This is a genomic window from Pseudomonas baetica (assembly GCF_019733355.1).
Lineage (GTDB): Bacteria > Pseudomonadota > Gammaproteobacteria > Pseudomonadales > Pseudomonadaceae > Aquipseudomonas > Aquipseudomonas baetica_A.
Map to the genome: position 1 here is coordinate 186,659 of NZ_JAIHLQ010000003.1, position 17,626 is coordinate 204,284.

Consider the following 17,626-nt stretch of genomic DNA (forward strand, 5'->3'; position numbering starts at 1 on the left):
CTTGCGAGCAACGCCCGGGCTAATTTCGGCCCATGACTTCCACCGTATTGCGCTGCCAGCCAAGCATTATTACCGCCATTCCTCATTTGGCGGGCTAGCTCACGACTGCAGCACCCAACCCGCCCTAGAGGCGGGTTTTCATTTTCTGTCTCCGGGTTTCTGATCAAAGCGTCAGGAGACGACCATGCCGCACAGCCCCGACCAGCAAGCCTTGCTTGAGCAATACGTGAAAAAGATCCTTGCCGCGCCGGTCTACGACATTGCCATACGCACGCCGTTGCAGGCTGCGCCAGCGTTGTCTGAAGCACTGGGCAACCGCATCCTGCTCAAGCGTGAAGACCTGCAACCGACGTTCTCCTTCAAGATCCGCGGTGCCTACAACAAACTCGTGCAGTTGAGTGACGAGCAGAAGGCACGCGGGGTGATCACCGCCTCGGCCGGCAATCATGCCCAAGGTGTGGCGCTGGCGGCGCGGGAGTTAGGGATCGCTGCAATCATCGTCATGCCGTCGACAACGCCGGAGTTGAAAGTGCTGGGTGTGCGAAGTCGCGGCGCCGAAGCGCTGCTGCATGGCGAAAGCTTCCCGTTTGCCCTGGCCCATGCGCTGCAACTGGCCGCGCAGACCGGGCGCACCTTTGTTTCGCCCTTCGACGATACGGAGGTGATTGCCGGGCAAGGCACTGTAGCGATGGAGATCCTCCGTCAGCATCAAGGCACGCTGGACGCGATCTTCATCCCGGTTGGCGGTGGTGGTTTGATCGCCGGGATCGCCGCCTACGTCAAATACCTGCGCCCTGAAGTGCGCATTATCGGCGTCGAGTCCGAACATTCCGCGTGCCTGAAAGCGGCCATGCACGCCGGAGAGCGGGTGGTATTGCCCAATGTCGGCACTTTCGCCGACGGCGTGGCCGTGGCGCAGATCGGTGAGTATGGGTTTGAGGTGTGCCGCTTTTGCGTAGATGAGGTGCTCACGGTCAGCAACGACGACCTCTGTGCGGCAATCAAAAACATCTACGACGATACCCGCTCGATCACCGAACCTTCCGGCGCATTGGCGGTGGCCGGGATCAAACAGTACGTGGCGCGAAGCGGTGTGCGGGATCAGACCTTCGTGGCGATCGACTCAGGTGCCAACATCAACTTCGACAGCCTGCGCCACGTCGCTGAGCGCGCCGCTGCATGCGGCGTTCCAGCGTAAGCGCTCAAGCCAACAATGGGCGCAGAAAGCTGCGCTCGTAGCTGACGATGAACTTCTTCTCGAGCAGTGATTGCACCAGCGCGCTGCTTTGCGGATCGGTCAGGGCGATATGCCGGTAGCTTTCGTAATCCGCCAACGACGGAAAACTGAACAGGCAGTAAGCGATATTGCTCGCACCCTCTGACGGCAGGAAGTAGCCGCGATGGGTGCCGCCCAGTCGCTCGACAATGCCGAGCCAAGCCTTGGCGTAGGCCTCGAACTCCGTCAATTGGTAAGGATCGATCACGTATCTGACGTGGCAGGTAATCACAGATGTCGCTCCTTGCTCAGGTCATTCCTGAATGGCAGTGCCGACTTTGTCCGAAGCCGACCAGATGCGATAGCGCACTTCCACGTCCGAGGGCGCATAAACCACGACCGGCAGTTTACTGTTGTAACGCAGCAAGAAGCCGTCACCGACGACGGGCACGAACGCGCGTTTCTTCGGGATCCCGGCAGGGCAGGCCATCATCGTGCTCATCGGACCGCTGACCCTTTCCAGTCGATAGAACGGGTAGCCCCAGCCCTCGAGGTTTTTCTCGGCAAGCACGCCGCCCAAGTGTTGGCGATTGCAATCCACTTCAAGGGTTTTACCCGCGAGGATCTCGACCTGAAAGTTCTCTTCCTGATCCTGCTTGGGCAGATGAATGACCTGACGAGTGAAACCGGCTTCCGCCTTGGGATACGGCGCCACATCTTCCAGTTTGGCGGCGTGAGCAAACGTGGACAGGGTGGCGATGATCAGGCCGGTGGTCGCGCCGGCGCGGAAAGAAACCATGGGAGCCTCCTTGCGGGTGTAGTGTGGTTGAGCGGCATTCTTACCCTCACGCGCGTCGAATGCAAACCGACGCCGAGTTGCAATTTGCAGGGCCTGGAAGGCCTTTTCTTGCATTTTGCAACTGGCCAAATACTGGCCTCGTCGCCAAGTGCTTGATTTTTATAGGGTCAAAACGATCCGATGAAAGGCACGCTTTATGCGTCTGTTTGGTGCAGCGCACCGGGTTCGGGCGCCTACACTCCAAGAGGCATTTCGCCGTACAACCGTTTGCCGCACCCAGGGAAATAGCGGGGATCCACCCGCGCAGGGGCAGTAAAAACGGTCAACGTGAAGCGTTGATTGGCCGTTTCATTATCAAGGAGAGTTTCACCATGTTTCTGTCTGCTTTGGAACTACGCAATATCATTGAAAGCAGCTTTCTGCCGAAACGTTGCCAATGCACGCTGTCGCCGGAGCTGTCGATGACCGTCAAGGTCTTCGGCGATCACCAGACCGATCAGGTCGACCTGCTCGTCAGCGGCATTGATGCCAGCCACCTCAATGGCTCTCGCGCAATCAACGACCTGATCGCCGGACTGCGCTCGGATCTGGCACAACAAGCGACGCCACATCATTACAGTCCTCGATCAAAAGCCGTTTAACGCACTGTTTCACCCTGTTCGACGGTCACGCGCCGGGCCTGCACAAACCCAAGGCCCAGCGCGAACTCGACCAGCACCGCGAGCAGAATCACGGGGCCGGCGTGGCCGTTCAACCATTCAGCAAAACCCAGCACCGCCAGACCAAAACACCCAACGATAAAACCGTTGCTCAGGGCATTACGCGCGAGTGACACCGGCGCTTTGCGCACCAGATAAAACATCACGCCCAACGCTGCAAACAGCACCGCGCTGCGCCGTGCGACAAATCCTGCCGCCGTCGAATACTCAATACTCCAGATCGCCAACAGCACGTCCGGCAAAAAGCCCCAAACCAGCGCCAGCAGAACACACAAAGAAGAGGTGATGCCTGACAACGCGCGAAATGACAACTGCATGGCGAATCCTTGCGGCAGTGAAGAAAGCACCGAGCATAACCGCACAAAACACTTCGCGCCTACCGCAAACCCGCAAATCAGAGCTTTCCGTCAGTTTTGATAACTGCACGCATCTGACAATTTTCGATAACTGATTTGCTCAGCGTTGCCGTTGTTGTCGATGTACTTCATGTGGGCCGTGATGACCTTGCAATCCATGGTTAGCGGCTCAGTCAAGGACACCACCTGCGCTACATGTAGCGGCATGCCGTACTCATAAGGCACGGCATTTTGCATAGACGATGTGTCATTGGCTTGTGCCAGCCCTGCGAACGCGGTGCAGGCAAGGGAGGTGGTGAGCATGAGGTGACGAATGTTCATGAAAGGACTCCCGTACGGCGCGAAGAGAGTTCGGCATGTTGCGCGCCAAACCTGCCGCACTGGGCGTCAGCCAAAAGCGCTGAGGGAGTGCGGTTCAGTAGAGTTTTTGACCGCAACGTTAAGCGATGGTTAACCGAGTTAAAAACCGGCTGTCAGAGAGCGGGGCGATTTCTTCGAGATGCAGTGCGTATTCCTACAAGCGCAGATGCCTTGTCTGCTTTCGGCTGCTGGAGTGGGGCGGTTATGGTTTGGCGTCGCTGCAAAATCAGTGATTCGGGTTTGGTCACCTGAGAATAATCAATTGCATATGTGCCATCATTTGCGGCGCGAACATCGTTGTTCGCGCAGTGCATTGCTGTGGCGGCTGTGTGCAGGACGCCTTCGGGCGAGCTGAGTTTGATTGTTCTCGGTTGACCAAGCCTGTACACGGCCGCCTCCCACTGTTTGGTCACGGTGCTGGCGGTTACTTTGACGATTCGCAGGCTTTTTTTAAGGCCGTCGCCCGGGCCCGGAATCCAGCCGATGACGGCCATCAGCAGGTCGAACTGTGCGTCTTCCTTGCCATCAGTCGACTCTGCGTTGTAGAGGACGATAGCGGATTCGATGGTGTCGTAGGCATCAATGGCCTGACCCAGAAACGGCACAGCGCCGAGGGCGATGCCTTTTGCCAGCTCAACGGCGGCTTCTTGACAGGCGGCGCTACGGTCTTCGCCGTCCTCGTTTGGGCTCTCAACTACTGCCTCACTTATGTCAGCCTCCCTGCGGCTTGCTCCACTAATGCTTGTAAATCAACCTTGTTTGGGTCCAGGCCGAGCTTGCGTAAATCGTCGTTAACTTTCTCGTCCGAGTTTTGCACCACTGCGACACTTTCGCGGCTGAACGGCCGCGGATCTTCGCCGTAATAGACTTTGGTCGGACCTTTTGGCACGTCCTCCAACCGGGCGAATCCGTTGTCATCCAGCACGCCTTCATGTGTCGAGCCGTCCGCAAAATCAACGCGATATGAGGCGCCGGGCACGGGTTCAAGGTTGCCGTAATGCAGGTTCAGTTCCAGCTAGGTCGGATTGGCCTTGGCCGTTTTCATCAACCTGCCGGCAATGTCCGTTGCCGCCAACCCGGGAATCAACGGAATCAAAATCCCGATCCCGGTCCCAACCCCCGGCGCGCCGCCAGTATTAGCCTTCACCTCAGCCCCACTAATCGTCACACCACCCGCATCAACCTTCACAAAACTCCCACCAGCCTTGGCCGTGAGCTCCATGCCTCCCTCAACCACAACCTTCTCGCCAGCGTGGTAGTGAATCTCCGTCCCGGCCTCGACAAACTGCGCCGTACCCACTTTCACATGTTGGGTCACGCCAACCGTCAGGTGGTCATCCGCACGCATTTCACTGGCGCGATCCAGATGGGTGATCCGGTGTTCTTCAACCTTGAATTCGCTCAGGGTGTTGGCTTCGACGGTGTCATGCCGTTCGTTGCCGACGCGGATCTTCTGGTCGTGCTCGATGTTTTCGTCCCAGTCGCGCTGGGCGTGGATGTAGATCTGTTCGATGCCTTTTTTGTCTTCGATGCGGAATTCGTTGTAGCCCTTGCCGCCCGGGGAGCTGAGGGTTTTGAAGGTGCTGCGGGTCTTGTTCGCCGGGAGGTCGTAGGGGACGACGTTTTCTTTGTGGTACAGGCATCCCGTGACCAGTGGCTGGTCGGGGTCGCCTTCGAGGAAGGTGACGAGGACTTCCATGCCGATGCGCGGGATGGCGAGGCCGCCGTAGGCGCTGCCGGCCCAGCCGCTGGCGACGCGCATCCAGCAGGTGGTTTTGTCGTCGCCCTGGCCGTCGCGGTCCCAGTGGAACTGGACCTTGATGCGGCCGTATTGATCGCAGTGGATTTCTTCGCCGGCGGGACCGGTGACGATGGCGGTCTGGCTGCCGAGGACTTTTGGTTTCGGGTGTTCGAGGGCAGGGCGGTAGTGCGCGTCCCACGGGGTGGCGAGGAAGCTGTTGCGGTAGCCCTGGTGGAAATCGCTTTTGTTGTCGGTGACGTCGCTGGTGACGTTTTCGCCGAGCACTTGCGGTTGCTTGCCTTCGTGGAAGACTTCGAGCAGCAACCACATATCGTTCCACTCGGCGCGCGGGTGTTCGGCGAGGGTGAGGAAATGGCCGCTGGTGAGGGTTGGTTCGTCACCTTTGCCTTCGGCGAGTTTGAAGTCGCTGCGATGGCGTTCCAGTGCGCGGGTCGAGAGGAGCTTGCCGCGCTCGCGGGTAGTGAAGCGGCCGGGGTAATCGTAGTCTTCGAGGTCCGGGGCGAAAGGGCTGGTTGCCGTGCTTTCGGGGAGGATCTGCGGCTTTTCGAAGTCGTAGTCGCGGCGGCTGACGCGAGTGGTGCGGGTTTCCAGGCGCAGGTTGAAGCGCTTGATCACCGGTTTGTCAGCGCTCATGCCGGAGTCTTGCTGGTAGCTCACGGCTTTAAGTTTGCGAAACACCGTCTGGTCGTCGCCGAACACCAGTTTGTGGCCGCTACTGCTGTGCTGGAAGTGGAAGTGAATGCCTTCCTCTTCGCACAGGCGCTGGATGAAGTGCAGGTCTGATTCGTCGTACTGCACGCAGTAGTCGCGCTCGGGGTACTCGGCGCCGAGCTGGAAACTGTAGGCGTCGGCGAGAATGCCGCGATCTTCCAGCACCTGAGCGATGATCTTCGGCACGGTCAGTTGCTGGAAAATTTGCTGATCATGGTTGTGCCGCAGGTACGCCAGTTGCGGCACCAGGCTGATGCTGTATCGGGTCAGGGTCTTGCCGGAATCGCCTTGCTCGATGCGATACACCAGGCCATGAATCTTGCCTTCGCCGGTGGCGCCAAAGGTCAGCACACCGGGCTTGTGCAGCAGCTCTTCGAGCTTCAGATCGGGGCGGACGCTGACCAGTTCGAGGTCAAAACGGAACGGTTCGTTGAGGGCTTCGCGACCGGTGAAGCTGAGGACTTGCAGGTCGGCGTTGGCGCCTTCAAGCGTGAGGGTGATGTGGGTTGCGTTGGCGTCCAGCATGCCTAGAGTTCCGTCCGTTGAATAAGCAGGTGACGGATGATGTCGGATTAGGCTGACTCGTTCAAGGCGCAAATGCCGTAGTGAGGGGCTTGGCAGCGTATGGGGGAAACCCTTAGTTGGGCCATTTGGCCTAATGAAATCGGGCGTTTTAGCCGATATACCCGCGACGGTTACGCGTATTCAACTGACCGGGCGCATGAGAATTACCAGTCAGTTTCAGACTAGAGTTGCCTGTAGCACGTCAAAGCCATCGGCCATCAACCATGTTCAACGGTGCAATGCTGACGTCCAACGAAGTGAAAGATCTGACCCTCGTGGTGTCGCGACGGGACAAGTACACCGCGCGTGTTAAAGGCCGATGTACGTCTGATTAAAAGTGCCGACAGCGGCGCCGAAAGAGTCGGTTCCATCGACGGCCACACGCTCAGTGGCGGTTGGCCGCGCATGAACGACGACAACTCGATGCCTTACTTCGATGGGAGCAACCCGTATCTGGTCAACTGTGTGCAGGTCAACGACTTACCGCACCCGATACGAGAAGTTTGCCTGGGATGTGGATGAGACCCGGTTGATGGTGAGTTACAACTTTTGGGTGTTGTGAACCTCAGATTTGTAGTGTTTGATCCGGCGTTTTCGTGAGCAAGCCCGCTCTCACAGGTTTCTCGGGTGTTCATAAACAGAGATGCTTGTGGGAGCGGGCTTGCTCGCGAAGGCGTTGTTACAGCCAATGCCAGAATCGGCTCCAGAACCCGCGATTCAAGTCCTCCTTGCAGCCGGCATATTGCTGGGCATACACATTCGAACGACTTTGCACCTTGCCCGCCGTGGCCATCAACCACGCCTTGCTGGCATAGGTTTTCTGCCGATAGCCACCCCAGCCTTCGTGGTAGTTGAGGTACTGGCCGTAGGCGTCGTATTTGTAGACGCCGTTGATCGACGTGGTCTTGTCCATGTACCAGCCGACGAAGTCGATCGCGTCGTCGAAGTCTTCGCGGTCTGCCCAGTTTCTGCCGGTGCTTTTCTGATAGTCGGACCATACTTCATCCTTGGCTTGGGCATAGCCCGAGGCGGTCGACACCCGGCCCCACGGGATTACCCAGAGCAGGTATTTGCGCGGGGTCTTGGCGTCGTAGCGGTAGCCGGATTCCTGATACATGATTGCGAAGGGCACCTGGATCGGCACGCCCCAGCGTTTTTGCGTGACTTGCGCTGCGTCGTACCAATCACTTTTCTCGCGGAAGATCTCGCAGATGTTTTCTGGCGAACGGGGCGGCGAGGTGCCGCAACCCGTCAATAGCGCCGCGAGTATCAGTAGTCCAATCGTCTGCCCTGAATTCAAAAGCCTTTATCCCGTCTTGCGCGTAAAAAGGGCGACAGTCTACGCGCTCAGCTCAATTGGTGACGATAGGGCAAATCCGGACCGGTCTTGCTGCACGTCAGCGCCGCCGCTTGCACGGCAAACTTGAGCATCGCGTCGATTTGCTCGCGTGCGAGTTGCTGCACACCCTCCACCGAATCCAGGCCTTGTTCGGTCAACCAAGTGATCAGCGCGGCCTGGAAGGTATCGCCAGCGCCAACGGTATCGGCGATCTTTACCGAACTGGCCGGCACCGACCATGCACCATGGACGCGGCTGAAGGCCGTCGCGCCGTCACCGCCCCGGGTCAGGAATACCACTTGGCAGCGATGCTCCAGCCAGCCTTCGATGACGCGCTGCGGGTCCTGCTCGGGGTACAGCAGGCTCAAGTCTTCATCGCTGACTTTGATCAGATCCGCCAGTTGCACCAGTGTGGCGATGCGTGCGCGCCACAGATCGATATTCGGCTCGGGATTGAGGCGCACGTTGGGGTCGAGCGTGATCAGGCGTTTGCCGCTTTCGCGCTGGACCAGGGCGAGCAGGGTGTCGGCAATCGGCTGCACCACCAGTGAGAACGAACCGACATGCAGGCCGCGCACCTCGGGGCCCAACGTCGGCAGGTGCGTCAGGCTCAGTTGCCGATCCGCGCAGCCTTCACCGCGAAAGCTGTAATGCGGCGAGCCATTGGCCCCGACGGCGACCATCGCCAGGGTGGTCGGCGCGGCGAAGTCCACCAGATAGTCCGGTCGCACACCTTCCTCCTGCAGCACTTGCTGCAAGCGGCGGCCGAGGTAGTCGGTGGACAGTCCGCCAAACAAGGCCGAATCCACGCCCAAGCGGCGCAAGCCGACGGCGACGTTGAACGGCGAGCCGCCGGCAATCGCCTTGAAATTCACTTTCGAGGCCAGACCGCTGGCATCGTTTTCGCTGAAGAAATCAAACAGGGCTTCGCCACACACCAAATACATAATTGTTAGCTCTTTATAGGATTGCGACATGTTGTTGATAGCGTTCATAGGCCTGCTGGAACGCTGTGACGTTGGTGGCAATCGGCAGGGTTTCACTGCTCAGGTCAAGCTTCACGCAGCGCTCGCACAGGTCGGCAAGTGTGTCTTCGTGGCCGTTCGACCATGATTTGCACCATGCCGCTTGAATCGCCGCGCCAAGGGCAGCGGCTTCGCTTTGTTCGGTGCAGATCACCGGGGTGTCCATGATGTCGGCGACGATCTGCCGCCACACGGCGCTTTTCGAGCCACCGCCGATCAGGCAAATGCTGCGGCTTTGTAAACCATTGTGCCGGAGCAAATCCAGTCCATAGCGCAGGCCGAACGTGGTGCCTTCGACGGCAGCGCGGCACAGATTGGCTTGGGTGAGGTTATCCAGCGTCAAGCCGTGCAGGCTGCCGGTGGCATGGGGCAGGGCGGGGACGCGTTCGCCGTTGAGGAACGGCAGCATGCTCACGCCCTCGGCGCCGATGGGCGTTTGCGCGACGAACTCGTTGAACTGATCGAGATCGAGGTCGAACAACTCACGGATGGCGCCGGTGGCGTTGGTCAGGTTCATGGTGCAGATCAGCGGCAACCAGCCACCGCTGGAGGAACAGAAGGTGGCGACCGCGGCATCCGGACTGACTTTCGGCACGTCGGCATAGGCATACACCGTACCGGAGGAACCCAGGCTCATGGTGATCGCGCCGGGCTGAATGTTGGCGGTGCCGATGGCGCCCATCATGTTGTCACCGCCGCCGCTGGAGATCAGTGCGTTGGGGTTCAGGCCCAGTTGTTCGGCGATGCCTGGGAGGAGGGTCCCCACCGCTTCGTGTGCGTCGATCAACTCAGGTAGCGCTGCTTGCAGGCGTCCGCTGGCGTCGATGTCGCGCAGCAGTTGCAAGTCCCACTGACGGGTGCGTACGTTGAAATAACCGGTGCCCGACGCGTCGCCGTATTCGCTGCACGCACGGCCGGTAAGCCAGTAATTGAGGTAGTCGTGGGGGAGCAGAATTCGCGATATTCGCGCAAATACCGCCGGGTGCTGTTCTTTGGTCCAGAGCAGTTTCGACACGGTATAGCCCGGCGCGATGACTACGCCGAGGCGTTCCAGTGAGCCTTTTTCGCCGCCCAGATGGGTGAGCAGTCGAGCGTTTTCGGCGCTGCTTTCGGTGTCGCACCAGAGTTTGGCCGGGCGCAACACGTCGCCTTGATCGTCGAGCAATACCAAACCGTGTTGCTGGCCTGACACGCCAATGCCGAGAATCGACTGACCGTCGACCTTCGCCGCCAAGAGTGCGCGGCGGGTGGCGAGGGCGAAGGCTTCCAGCCATTGCTGCGTGTCTTGTTCGCGGCGACCGTTGGCGCCGCTGATCATCGTGTGTGCGGCGGCGCCCTGGCCGAGGACTTGGCCGCTGGTGGTATCAAGGATGATCGCTTTGGTGCCTTGGGTGCCGCAGTCGATGCCGAGGAAGCATTGTCGGGTTGTCACAGAAATATCCTCAGGGTGTCAGATTGGCCAGAGCGAGGAAGCCATTCGCGAGCAAGTCCGCTGCCAAATGTTGACAGGTGTTCCCGCTGTGGGCGCGGGCTTGCTCGCGAAGGCGTCAGTCGTCTCACCGCTTGATTCAGGCCAGCATCCGCTCCAATGTCCGCGAAACACCCACTTCGCGCAAACTCTCGCAGCACCACTCGAACGCCGCGACAAACGCCGCCGAACGCGGTATCGCCGTGCCGAAAATCTCTTCAACTGCCAATAATCGTTCGGTGATCAACGCATCGTCCGCCACCAGCCCCTGACAAAACGCCGCGCGCGGATCTGGAATCGAATAGGTGTCGCCGTTCTCATCCATGCCTTTCAAATACAGGGCCCACGCAGCAACGACCAAGGCTGCGCGTTTGGTGTCCTGGCCATCAGCAATCAATCGATTGATCGTCGGAATCGTGAACTTGGGAAACTTCGATGACCCGTCCGAACACACCCGTTCAAGCTGATCGGCAATCGCCTGATTGGAGAACCGCGCCACCAGCGTGTCCTTGTATTCGCTCAGATCAATGCCGGGCACCGGCGCCAGTTGCGGCGTGACATCCTGATCCATGTAAGCGCGCATGTACCGCACGAACAGAGGGTCATTCATGGTCTCGTGGACAAAGCGATAACCCTTCAAAAAGCCCAGATAAGTCAGCGCCAGATGGCTGCCATTGAGCAGCTTGATCTTCATTTCTTCGTACGGCGAAACGTCGTCGGTGAACTGCACACCGACCTTTTCCCAGGCCGGACGGCCGTTGACGAACTTGTCTTCCAGCACCCACTGCACAAACGGCTCGCAAACCACTGGCCAGGCATCGTCCACGCCGTGCTTGTCCGCCAGTTGCAGGCGATGCGCGGTGCTGGTCATCGGCGTGATGCGGTCGACCATGGCGTTGGGGAAACTGACGTTCTGCTCGATCCAGTCGCGCAGCACGGGGTCGCGCAACGTGGCGAACGTGAGCAACGCTTTGCGGGTGACGGCGCCGTTGTGGGGCAGGTTATCGCAGGACATGATCGTGAACGCCGCCGTGCCGGCGCCACGGCGTTTCTCCAGCGCTGCGCAGAGGAAACCGAAGACGGTTTTCGGGGCTTGAGGGTGTGCCAGATCGTATTGAATCTGCGGTAAGTGCGCCATGAACTCACCGTTGCTGTCGTCGATGCAATAGCCACCTTCGGTGATGGTCAGCGAGACGATGCGGATCTGCGGATCGGCGAGTTTTTCGATGAGGGCCTGAACACTGTCCTCAGCCAACAGCATGTCGCTGATCGCACCGATCACGCGGACTTCGGTGTCGTCGCTATCGCCGAGTTCGAACAGCGTGAACAGGTAATCCTGCTCCTTGAGATCATCGCGGGCGCGGCGGTCTTCGTCGCGCAGGCCAACGCCGCAAATCGCCCAGTCCAGCGCTTCGCCGGTATTCATCAGCGCGTCGGTGTAATACGCCTGATGCGCGCGATGAAATCCACCGACGCCAATGTGAGCAATGCCCTGACGGGTGTCGCTGAGGTTGTAGGCGGGCAGTTTCACCTCAGGAGCGAGGCGGTTGAGGTTCTGTTCGTTCAGTTTCATCGGATAGTCTCGACAATCAGGCCGCAGCGCGTAGCGGACGGGTCAACGCCAGACCTTCGGCATCGAATAAGTGGCAGTGGGCGGCGTCCAGGCACAAGTTCAGTTGCTCGCCATAACGGCTTGCCAGGTCTGCGCGTACACGCATGGTCAGGGCTTCGCCGGCATTGGTTTTGACGTGGCAGAAAGTGTCGCTGCCCAAACGCTCGCTGACGTCAGCGGTGACTTGCAGGGTGCAGTCGCCCGGTTGCGCCAGTTCCAGGTGTTCGGGGCGGATGCCGAGGGTGACGTCGCTGCCAACGCTCAGATGGGCGGCGTTGAAGGGCAGCGTGATACGCGTCCCCGCGTCCAGCGTCACTTCGCAGTGTTGTCCATCGACCCTGGCGATCTTGCCCTTGAGGAAACCCATCTTCGGCGTGCCGAGGAAACCGGCGACGAACAGGTTGGCGGGGTTGTGATACAGGTCCAGCGGAGAGCCCACTTGCTCGATCTTGCCACCATTCAGCACCACGACTTTGTCAGCCATGGTCATGGCTTCAACCTGATCGTGGGTGACGTAGATCATGGTCGCTTGCAGGTCTTTGTGCAGGCGCAGCAGTTCCAGGCGCATCTGCACCCGCAGGGCCGCGTCGAGGTTGGACAGTGGTTCATCGAAGAGGAAAATTTTCGGGTTGCGCACGATGGCGCGGCCAATGGCTACGCGCTGACGCTGACCACCGGAGAGTTGTTTCGGCTTGCGCTCCAGCAACGGCCCCAGCTCAAGGATGCGCGCCGCTTCGCCGACTTTTTTCTCGACTTCGGCTTTGGGCACGCCGGCCAGATCGAGGGCGAACGACATGTTCTTTTTCACCGTCATGTGCGGATACAGCGCGTAGGTCTGGAACACCATCGCCAGATCGCGTTTGGCCGGGCTGACTTCGGTGATATCGCGGCCATCCAGTTCGATGGTGCCGCCACTGACTTCTTCAAGGCCGGCGATCAGGCGCAGCAGGGTGGATTTGCCGCAACCAGACGGGCCGACGAAGACCACGAACTCTTTGTCGTTCACTTCCAGGTCAATGCCCTTGATGATGGAAAAACCTTCGAAGCCTTTTTGCAGATTCTTGATTTTCAGGTTGGCCATGGGGGCCTCCGCTTGAGTTATTTCAATTGCACCGGGCAAGCTTTTGGTGGGAGCGGGCTTGTTCGCGAAGCGGTCGTGTCAGTCGGTATCAAGGGGGGATGACACTGCGCTTTCGCGAGCAAGCCCGCTCCCACAGGAAATTGCGTTGGGTTGGATAGATTCATTTCACGGCGCCGAACGACAAACCGCGCACCAGTTGTTTTTGGCTGATCCAGCCGAAGATCAGGATCGGCGCACACGCCAGAGTCGAGACTGCCGACAACTTGGCCCAGAACAACCCTTCAGGACTTGAATACGAGGCGATCAGCGCGGTCAGTGGCGCGGCTTTTGACGAGGTCAGGTTCAGCGACCAGAAAGCCTCGTTCCAGCACAGGATCAGCGACAGCAGCACCGTCGAGGCCAGGCCGCCCTTGGCGATCGGCAGCAGCACGCGAACCATTTCCTGCCACAGCGTGGCGCCGTCGAGGCGGGCGGCTTCGAGGATGTCTTTGGGAATGTCCTTGAAGTAGGTGTAAATCATCCAGACCACGATCGGCAGGTTGATCAGCGTGTAAATGATGATCAGTGCCGTGCGCGTGTCGAGCAGGCCGAAACTCTTGGCCAGCAGGTAGATCGGCATCAGCACGCCCACCGGCGGCAGCATTTTGGTGGAGAGCATCCACAGCAGGGTGCCTTTGGTGCGCTGGGTTTCGTAGAACGCCATCGAGTACGCCGCCGGCACCGCGATCAGCAGGGACAGGGCGGTGGCGCTGAAGGAAATCACCACCGAGTTCCAGGCGAAACTAAAGTAGTCGCTGCGCTCGTTGATGTGCAGGTAGTTCTCCAGCGTCGGCGTGAAGATGAACTGTGGCGGCGTGGCAAACGCGTCGATTTCGCTCTTGAAACTGGTCAGCACCATCCAGAAGATCGGGAAGAAAATCACGATCGCGATGGCCCAGGCCAAGGTGCCGAGCAGCAGGCTTTGCAGCCGGCGGGATTGTTGAAGGGTCATGGCAGGCCTCACGCTTTGTCAGTCAGGTTTTTGCCGATCATCCGCACCAGAATGATCGCGGCGATGTTGGCGATGACCACGGCAATCAAACCGCCCGCCGAGGCCATGCCGACGTCGAACTGCACCAGTGCCTGGTTGTAGATCAGGTAGGCGAGGTTGGTCGAGGCGTAGCCAGGGCCACCGTTGGTGGTGGTGAAAATTTCGGCGAACACCGACAGCAGAAAGATCGTTTCGATCATCACCACCACGGCAATCGGCCGGGCGAGGTGCGGCAGGGTCAGGTGCCAGAAGATCGCGACGGGGCCGGCGCCGTCGAGGCGCGCCGCTTCTTTTTGTTCCTGGTCGAGGGACTGCATGGCGGTCATCAGAATCAGGATGGCGAAGGGCAGCCATTGCCACGAGACAATGATGATGATCGACAGCAGCGGGTAGTGCGCCAGCCAGTCCACCGGCTGCGCGCCGAACAGCTTCCAGAGGTAGGCGAGGATTCCGGAGACCGGATGAAAGATCAGGTTCTTCCAGATCAGAGCGCCGACCGTGGGCATGATGAAGAACGGCGAAATCAGCATCACCCGCACGATGCCGCGTCCGAGAAACTCGCTGGCTTCAAGCAGAGCGCTGATCAATACACCGAACACCACGCTGATCAGCAACACACTGCCGACCAGCAACAACGTATTGGTGGCGCCGGGCAGGAAGCCGGAGTCGGTCAGGAAGTAAGTGAAGTTCTCAAGCCCGACGAACTGGTTTTCACCGGGGTAAAGCAGGTTGTAGCGGATCAACGAGAAGTAGACGGTCATGCCCAGCGGCACAATCATCCACAGCAGCAACAGGACCACTGAAGGGCTGACCAGAAACCAGCCGGGATTGGCCAAACGGCTTTTGCGCTGTGGCTGGGCGAGGTCGATGTGGGCTTTGGCAGTTGAAGTATTCATGGCAGTAACCGATTCGACAAGCGAATGAAGATCCCCTGTAGGAGTGAGCCTGCTCGCGACAGCGGTGTGTCAGTCACCGCTTTGTTGGATGGAGAACAGCTATCGCGAGCAGGCCCACTCCTACAAAAGCAAGAGCGAGCGGTGCAAGTTACTTGGGATAACCGGCGCGCTTCATCGCGCGTTCGGTGGTTTGCTGGGCGGCTTCCAAGGCTTGATCCACCGTGGTCTGGCCGATCAATGCCGCCGAGAACAGCTTGCCGACCTGGGTACCGACGGCCTGGAACTCAGGAATGGTCACCAATTGAATACCGATGTAAGGCACTGGTTTTAGCGTCGGTTTGCTCGGGTCCGCCGCCTTGAGCGATTCCAGCGTCACTTTGGCGAACGGTGCGGCGCTCATGTAGGCATCGCTGTAGGTCGAGGCACGCGTGCCTGGCGGTACGTTGGCGATACCGTCGGTTTTGGCAACCAGTTCGCCGTATTCTTTGGAGGTCGCCCATGCGCTGAACTCTTTCGCGGCGTCTTTGGCTTTGGAGCTGGTCGGAATCGCCAGCGCCCACGAATACAGCCATGCCGAGCCTTTGTCCGTGACCTGATGCGGCGCGAAGGTGAAGCCGACGTGATCAGCGACCTTGCTCTGAGTCTTGTCGGTCACGAACGAGCCGGCGACGCTGGCATCGACCCAGATTGCGCATTTACCGCTGTTGAACAAGGCGAGGTTTTCGTTGAAACCGTTGCTGGACGCACCCGGCGGGCCGGATTTCTTCATGGTGTTGACGTAGAAGTTCAGCGCGTTTTTCCACTCAGGGCCGTTGAATTCCGGCTGCCATTTTTCATCGAACCAGCGTGCGCCATATGCGTTGGCGATGGTGGTGACCAGCGCCATGTTCTCGCCCCAACCGGCTTTGCCACGCAGGCAGATGCCGTACTGCTCTTTGTCTTTGTGGGTGAGTTTTTCAGCGAAGCCTGCAATCTGCTCCCAGGTCGGACGCTCGGGCATGGTCAGGCCGGCTTCCTTGAACAGATCGGTGCGGAAATAGGTGATCGAGCTTTCGGCATAGAACGGCAAGGCGTACAGCGAACCCTTGACCGACAGGCCTTCGCGCACCGACGGGAACACGTCGTCGAGGGCGTAACTGGCCGGCAGATCCTTCATCGGTTCCAGCCAACCCTTGGCGCCCCACAGTGCAGCTTCGTACATGCCAATGGTCAACACGTCGAACTGGCCACCCTGGGTGGCGATGTCGGTGGTCAGGCGTTGGCGCAGGACGTTTTCTTCCAGCACCACCCAATTGAGCTTGATATCCGGATGCTCGGTCTCGAAGGTTTTCGAGAGCTTTTGCATGCGAATCATGTCGCTGTTGTTAACGGTGGCGATGGTCAGGGTCTGAGCGCCAAGGCTGACGCTGCTGAGGGTCATGCAGGTGAGGGCAAGCAGAGCTTTTGCAGTGGGTTGCATCGTGCACTCCTTTTCTGCGTCCGGAGGGAGGCAGAAGGACAGTTATTGTTTTTGTGTCTTCCTGTGCAGGAAGAATGTGCGCTGATTACAGCCTTCAATCGGCGGACTGACAAATCATCCGTCGCACTCTGATCGATACTTTCTTGCACTGGGCTTTGGGGCGATTAACGCAAGGAAGGGGATTTCAGCGAAGGGAGGGTATCGGATACGTACAGGTTTTGAGCCAAAAAACAGATCAAAACCTGTAGGAAGTGTCAGTTGTGGTTCTGTTCGGTCAGACGCTGCACGGCGAGGCGTCGATAATGCGAGGGCGTCATGCCCTTGAGTTGCTGAAACCGCCGATTGAAGTTGGAAATGTTGTTGAAGCCTGATTCAAAGCACACGTCAGTCACCGGTTTGTCGCCATCGGCCAGCAACTCGCAGGACTTGCTGATGCGCAGGCGATTGACGAATTCGATGAAGTTACGCCCGGTCGCCTGTTTGAACACGCGGCTGAAATAGGTCGGCGTCATGCCCAGGTGCTCGGCGACTTCCTCCAGCGAAATATCCCGGGCGTAGTGGCTGAAGATGTAATCAACAGCGCGGTTGGTGCGGTCAATGTTGTGCTCATCCGCCAATTGCGGCGTGGTGGCGCCGGATAACAGCTGAAAATCATCGCTGGCCGCGAGCAACTCCATGAGGATAAAAAAGTGTCCGAGCCGGGTAATGCCCTGGGTATCGGCGATCCGCTGCATCAGCGCCATGGCCTGACGGATCGTCCGTTTGCAGCGGAATTCGATGCCGTACTGAGCTCGCTCCAACAGCGGTGCCAGGGTTTTCAGTTCGGTGAACACCTGATGGCCGCTCTCGAACAACTCATCCGTGAAATTGACCAGCATGTCGCGCTTCTCGACCACTTCGTCTTCGGCGACCTGGCTGATCCAGTTGTGCGGCAGGTTAGGGCCGGTGAGAAACAGGGTTTCGGGATAGAAGTTGCCGATGTAGTCGCCAATGAACACCTTGCCTGAGCTGGCGACGATCAGGTGCAGTTCGTATTCCTTGTGGAAATGCCAACGCACCAGCGGGCAGGGGAAGCCGTGCTGGCGGTAGATGATGGACAACCCGTTGTGGTCATCCATCAACTCGTAAGAAGGGTCGGTCACGCGGGCGGTTCGGTTCATGGCCTGCTACTTTATTGTTATCGCCTGCTGATCATGCCTCGTTCGACGTGTGATGTGCCAGTTCACTCT

The 17,626-nt window shown here is 58.9% G+C and carries 17 protein-coding genes and 2 pseudogenes; 3 read left to right on the forward strand and 16 right to left on the reverse strand.

Features of this window, described 5'->3' with window-relative positions; genetic code table 11:
* Nucleotides 1-184: 184 nt before the first annotated feature.
* Nucleotides 185-1,174: pseudogene (gene ilvA / locus K5E40_RS04305) on the forward strand (threonine ammonia-lyase, biosynthetic); the annotation flags it as partial.
* Between the two features lie 28 nt (nt 1,175-1,202).
* Here ilvA and K5E40_RS04310 read toward each other — a convergent pair.
* Both K5E40_RS04310 and eco read right to left on the reverse strand, forming a co-directional pair.
* Nucleotides 1,203-1,508 carry an NIPSNAP family protein gene (locus tag K5E40_RS04310; RefSeq protein ID WP_221729783.1) on the reverse strand — a complete coding sequence of 102 codons (306 nt, stop codon included), beginning with the start codon at nt 1,506-1,508 and terminating at the stop codon, nt 1,203-1,205.
* Between the two features lie 21 nt (nt 1,509-1,529).
* Nucleotides 1,530-2,015 (reverse strand): serine protease inhibitor ecotin, encoded by a 486-nt coding sequence (eco, locus tag K5E40_RS04315; protein WP_221729784.1) that lies wholly within the window; start codon nt 2,013-2,015, stop codon nt 1,530-1,532.
* Between the two features lie 371 nt (nt 2,016-2,386).
* On the opposite strand from eco, the gene K5E40_RS04320 reads away from it, so the two are divergent.
* The gene (locus tag K5E40_RS04320) at nt 2,387-2,656 is read left to right on the forward strand and encodes a DUF1652 domain-containing protein (RefSeq protein ID WP_221729859.1); all 270 of its coding nucleotides are present in this window, start codon (nt 2,387-2,389) and stop codon (nt 2,654-2,656) included.
* On the opposite strand, the gene K5E40_RS04325 is transcribed toward K5E40_RS04320, so the two are convergent.
* The 5 genes from K5E40_RS04325 to K5E40_RS04345 form a co-directional block, all read right to left on the reverse strand.
* Complete coding sequence (locus K5E40_RS04325) at nt 2,653-3,051, reverse strand: hypothetical protein (protein WP_221729785.1); 399 nt, start codon at nt 3,049-3,051, stop codon at nt 2,653-2,655. The two genes, K5E40_RS04320 and K5E40_RS04325, sit on opposite strands and share 4 nt — an antisense overlap.
* 90 nt (nt 3,052-3,141) lie before the next feature.
* Nucleotides 3,142-3,411 carry a DUF2790 domain-containing protein gene (locus K5E40_RS04330; protein WP_221729786.1) on the reverse strand — a complete coding sequence of 90 codons (270 nt, stop codon included), beginning with the start codon at nt 3,409-3,411 and terminating at the stop codon, nt 3,142-3,144.
* Nucleotides 3,412-3,563: 152 nt separating this feature from the next.
* A complete protein-coding gene (locus K5E40_RS34895) occupies nt 3,564-4,055 on the reverse strand; it encodes a hypothetical protein (protein ID WP_260455510.1) in 492 nt (163 codons plus the stop codon).
* A gap of 101 nt (nt 4,056-4,156) precedes the next feature.
* Complete coding sequence (locus tag K5E40_RS04340) at nt 4,157-4,429, reverse strand: hypothetical protein (RefSeq protein WP_221729787.1); 273 nt, start codon at nt 4,427-4,429, stop codon at nt 4,157-4,159.
* Between the two features lie 36 nt (nt 4,430-4,465).
* Nucleotides 4,466-6,448, reverse strand: coding sequence for a type VI secretion system tip protein VgrG (locus K5E40_RS04345; RefSeq protein ID WP_221729788.1), 1,983 nt, complete (start codon nt 6,446-6,448; stop codon nt 4,466-4,468).
* Nucleotides 6,449-6,708: 260 nt separating this feature from the next.
* Here K5E40_RS04345 and K5E40_RS04350 point away from each other — a divergent pair.
* Nucleotides 6,709-6,967: pseudogene (locus K5E40_RS04350) on the forward strand (hypothetical protein); the annotation flags it as partial.
* 199 nt (nt 6,968-7,166) lie between these two features.
* Here K5E40_RS04350 and K5E40_RS04355 read toward each other — a convergent pair.
* From K5E40_RS04355 to K5E40_RS04395, 9 genes are all read right to left on the reverse strand, one after another.
* Complete coding sequence (locus tag K5E40_RS04355; protein ID WP_221729789.1) at nt 7,167-7,787, reverse strand: hypothetical protein; 621 nt, start codon at nt 7,785-7,787, stop codon at nt 7,167-7,169.
* 47 nt (nt 7,788-7,834) lie between these two features.
* The gene (locus K5E40_RS04360; RefSeq protein ID WP_221729790.1) at nt 7,835-8,773 is read right to left on the reverse strand and encodes a carbohydrate kinase; all 939 of its coding nucleotides are present in this window, start codon (nt 8,771-8,773) and stop codon (nt 7,835-7,837) included.
* A 13-nt stretch (nt 8,774-8,786) separates the two neighbouring features.
* Nucleotides 8,787-10,283 (reverse strand): xylulokinase, encoded by a 1,497-nt coding sequence (gene xylB, locus K5E40_RS04365; protein ID WP_221729791.1) that lies wholly within the window; start codon nt 10,281-10,283, stop codon nt 8,787-8,789.
* Between the two features lie 136 nt (nt 10,284-10,419).
* Nucleotides 10,420-11,892, reverse strand: coding sequence for a mannitol dehydrogenase family protein (locus K5E40_RS04370; protein WP_221729792.1), 1,473 nt, complete (start codon nt 11,890-11,892; stop codon nt 10,420-10,422).
* Nucleotides 11,893-11,908: 16 nt separating this feature from the next.
* Nucleotides 11,909-13,012, reverse strand: coding sequence for an ABC transporter ATP-binding protein (locus tag K5E40_RS04375; RefSeq protein WP_221729793.1), 1,104 nt, complete (start codon nt 13,010-13,012; stop codon nt 11,909-11,911).
* A gap of 160 nt (nt 13,013-13,172) precedes the next feature.
* On the reverse strand, nt 13,173-14,003 hold the full coding sequence (locus K5E40_RS04380) for a carbohydrate ABC transporter permease (RefSeq protein WP_221729794.1): 831 nt from the start codon (nt 14,001-14,003) through the stop codon (nt 13,173-13,175).
* Nucleotides 14,004-14,011: 8 nt separating this feature from the next.
* On the reverse strand, nt 14,012-14,938 hold the full coding sequence (locus K5E40_RS04385) for a carbohydrate ABC transporter permease (protein WP_221729795.1): 927 nt from the start codon (nt 14,936-14,938) through the stop codon (nt 14,012-14,014).
* A gap of 148 nt (nt 14,939-15,086) precedes the next feature.
* Nucleotides 15,087-16,397 carry a sugar ABC transporter substrate-binding protein gene (locus K5E40_RS04390; protein WP_221729796.1) on the reverse strand — a complete coding sequence of 437 codons (1,311 nt, stop codon included), beginning with the start codon at nt 16,395-16,397 and terminating at the stop codon, nt 15,087-15,089.
* Between the two features lie 254 nt (nt 16,398-16,651).
* The gene (locus K5E40_RS04395) at nt 16,652-17,557 is read right to left on the reverse strand and encodes an AraC family transcriptional regulator (RefSeq protein WP_221729797.1); all 906 of its coding nucleotides are present in this window, start codon (nt 17,555-17,557) and stop codon (nt 16,652-16,654) included.
* Nucleotides 17,558-17,626 lie beyond the last annotated feature (69 nt).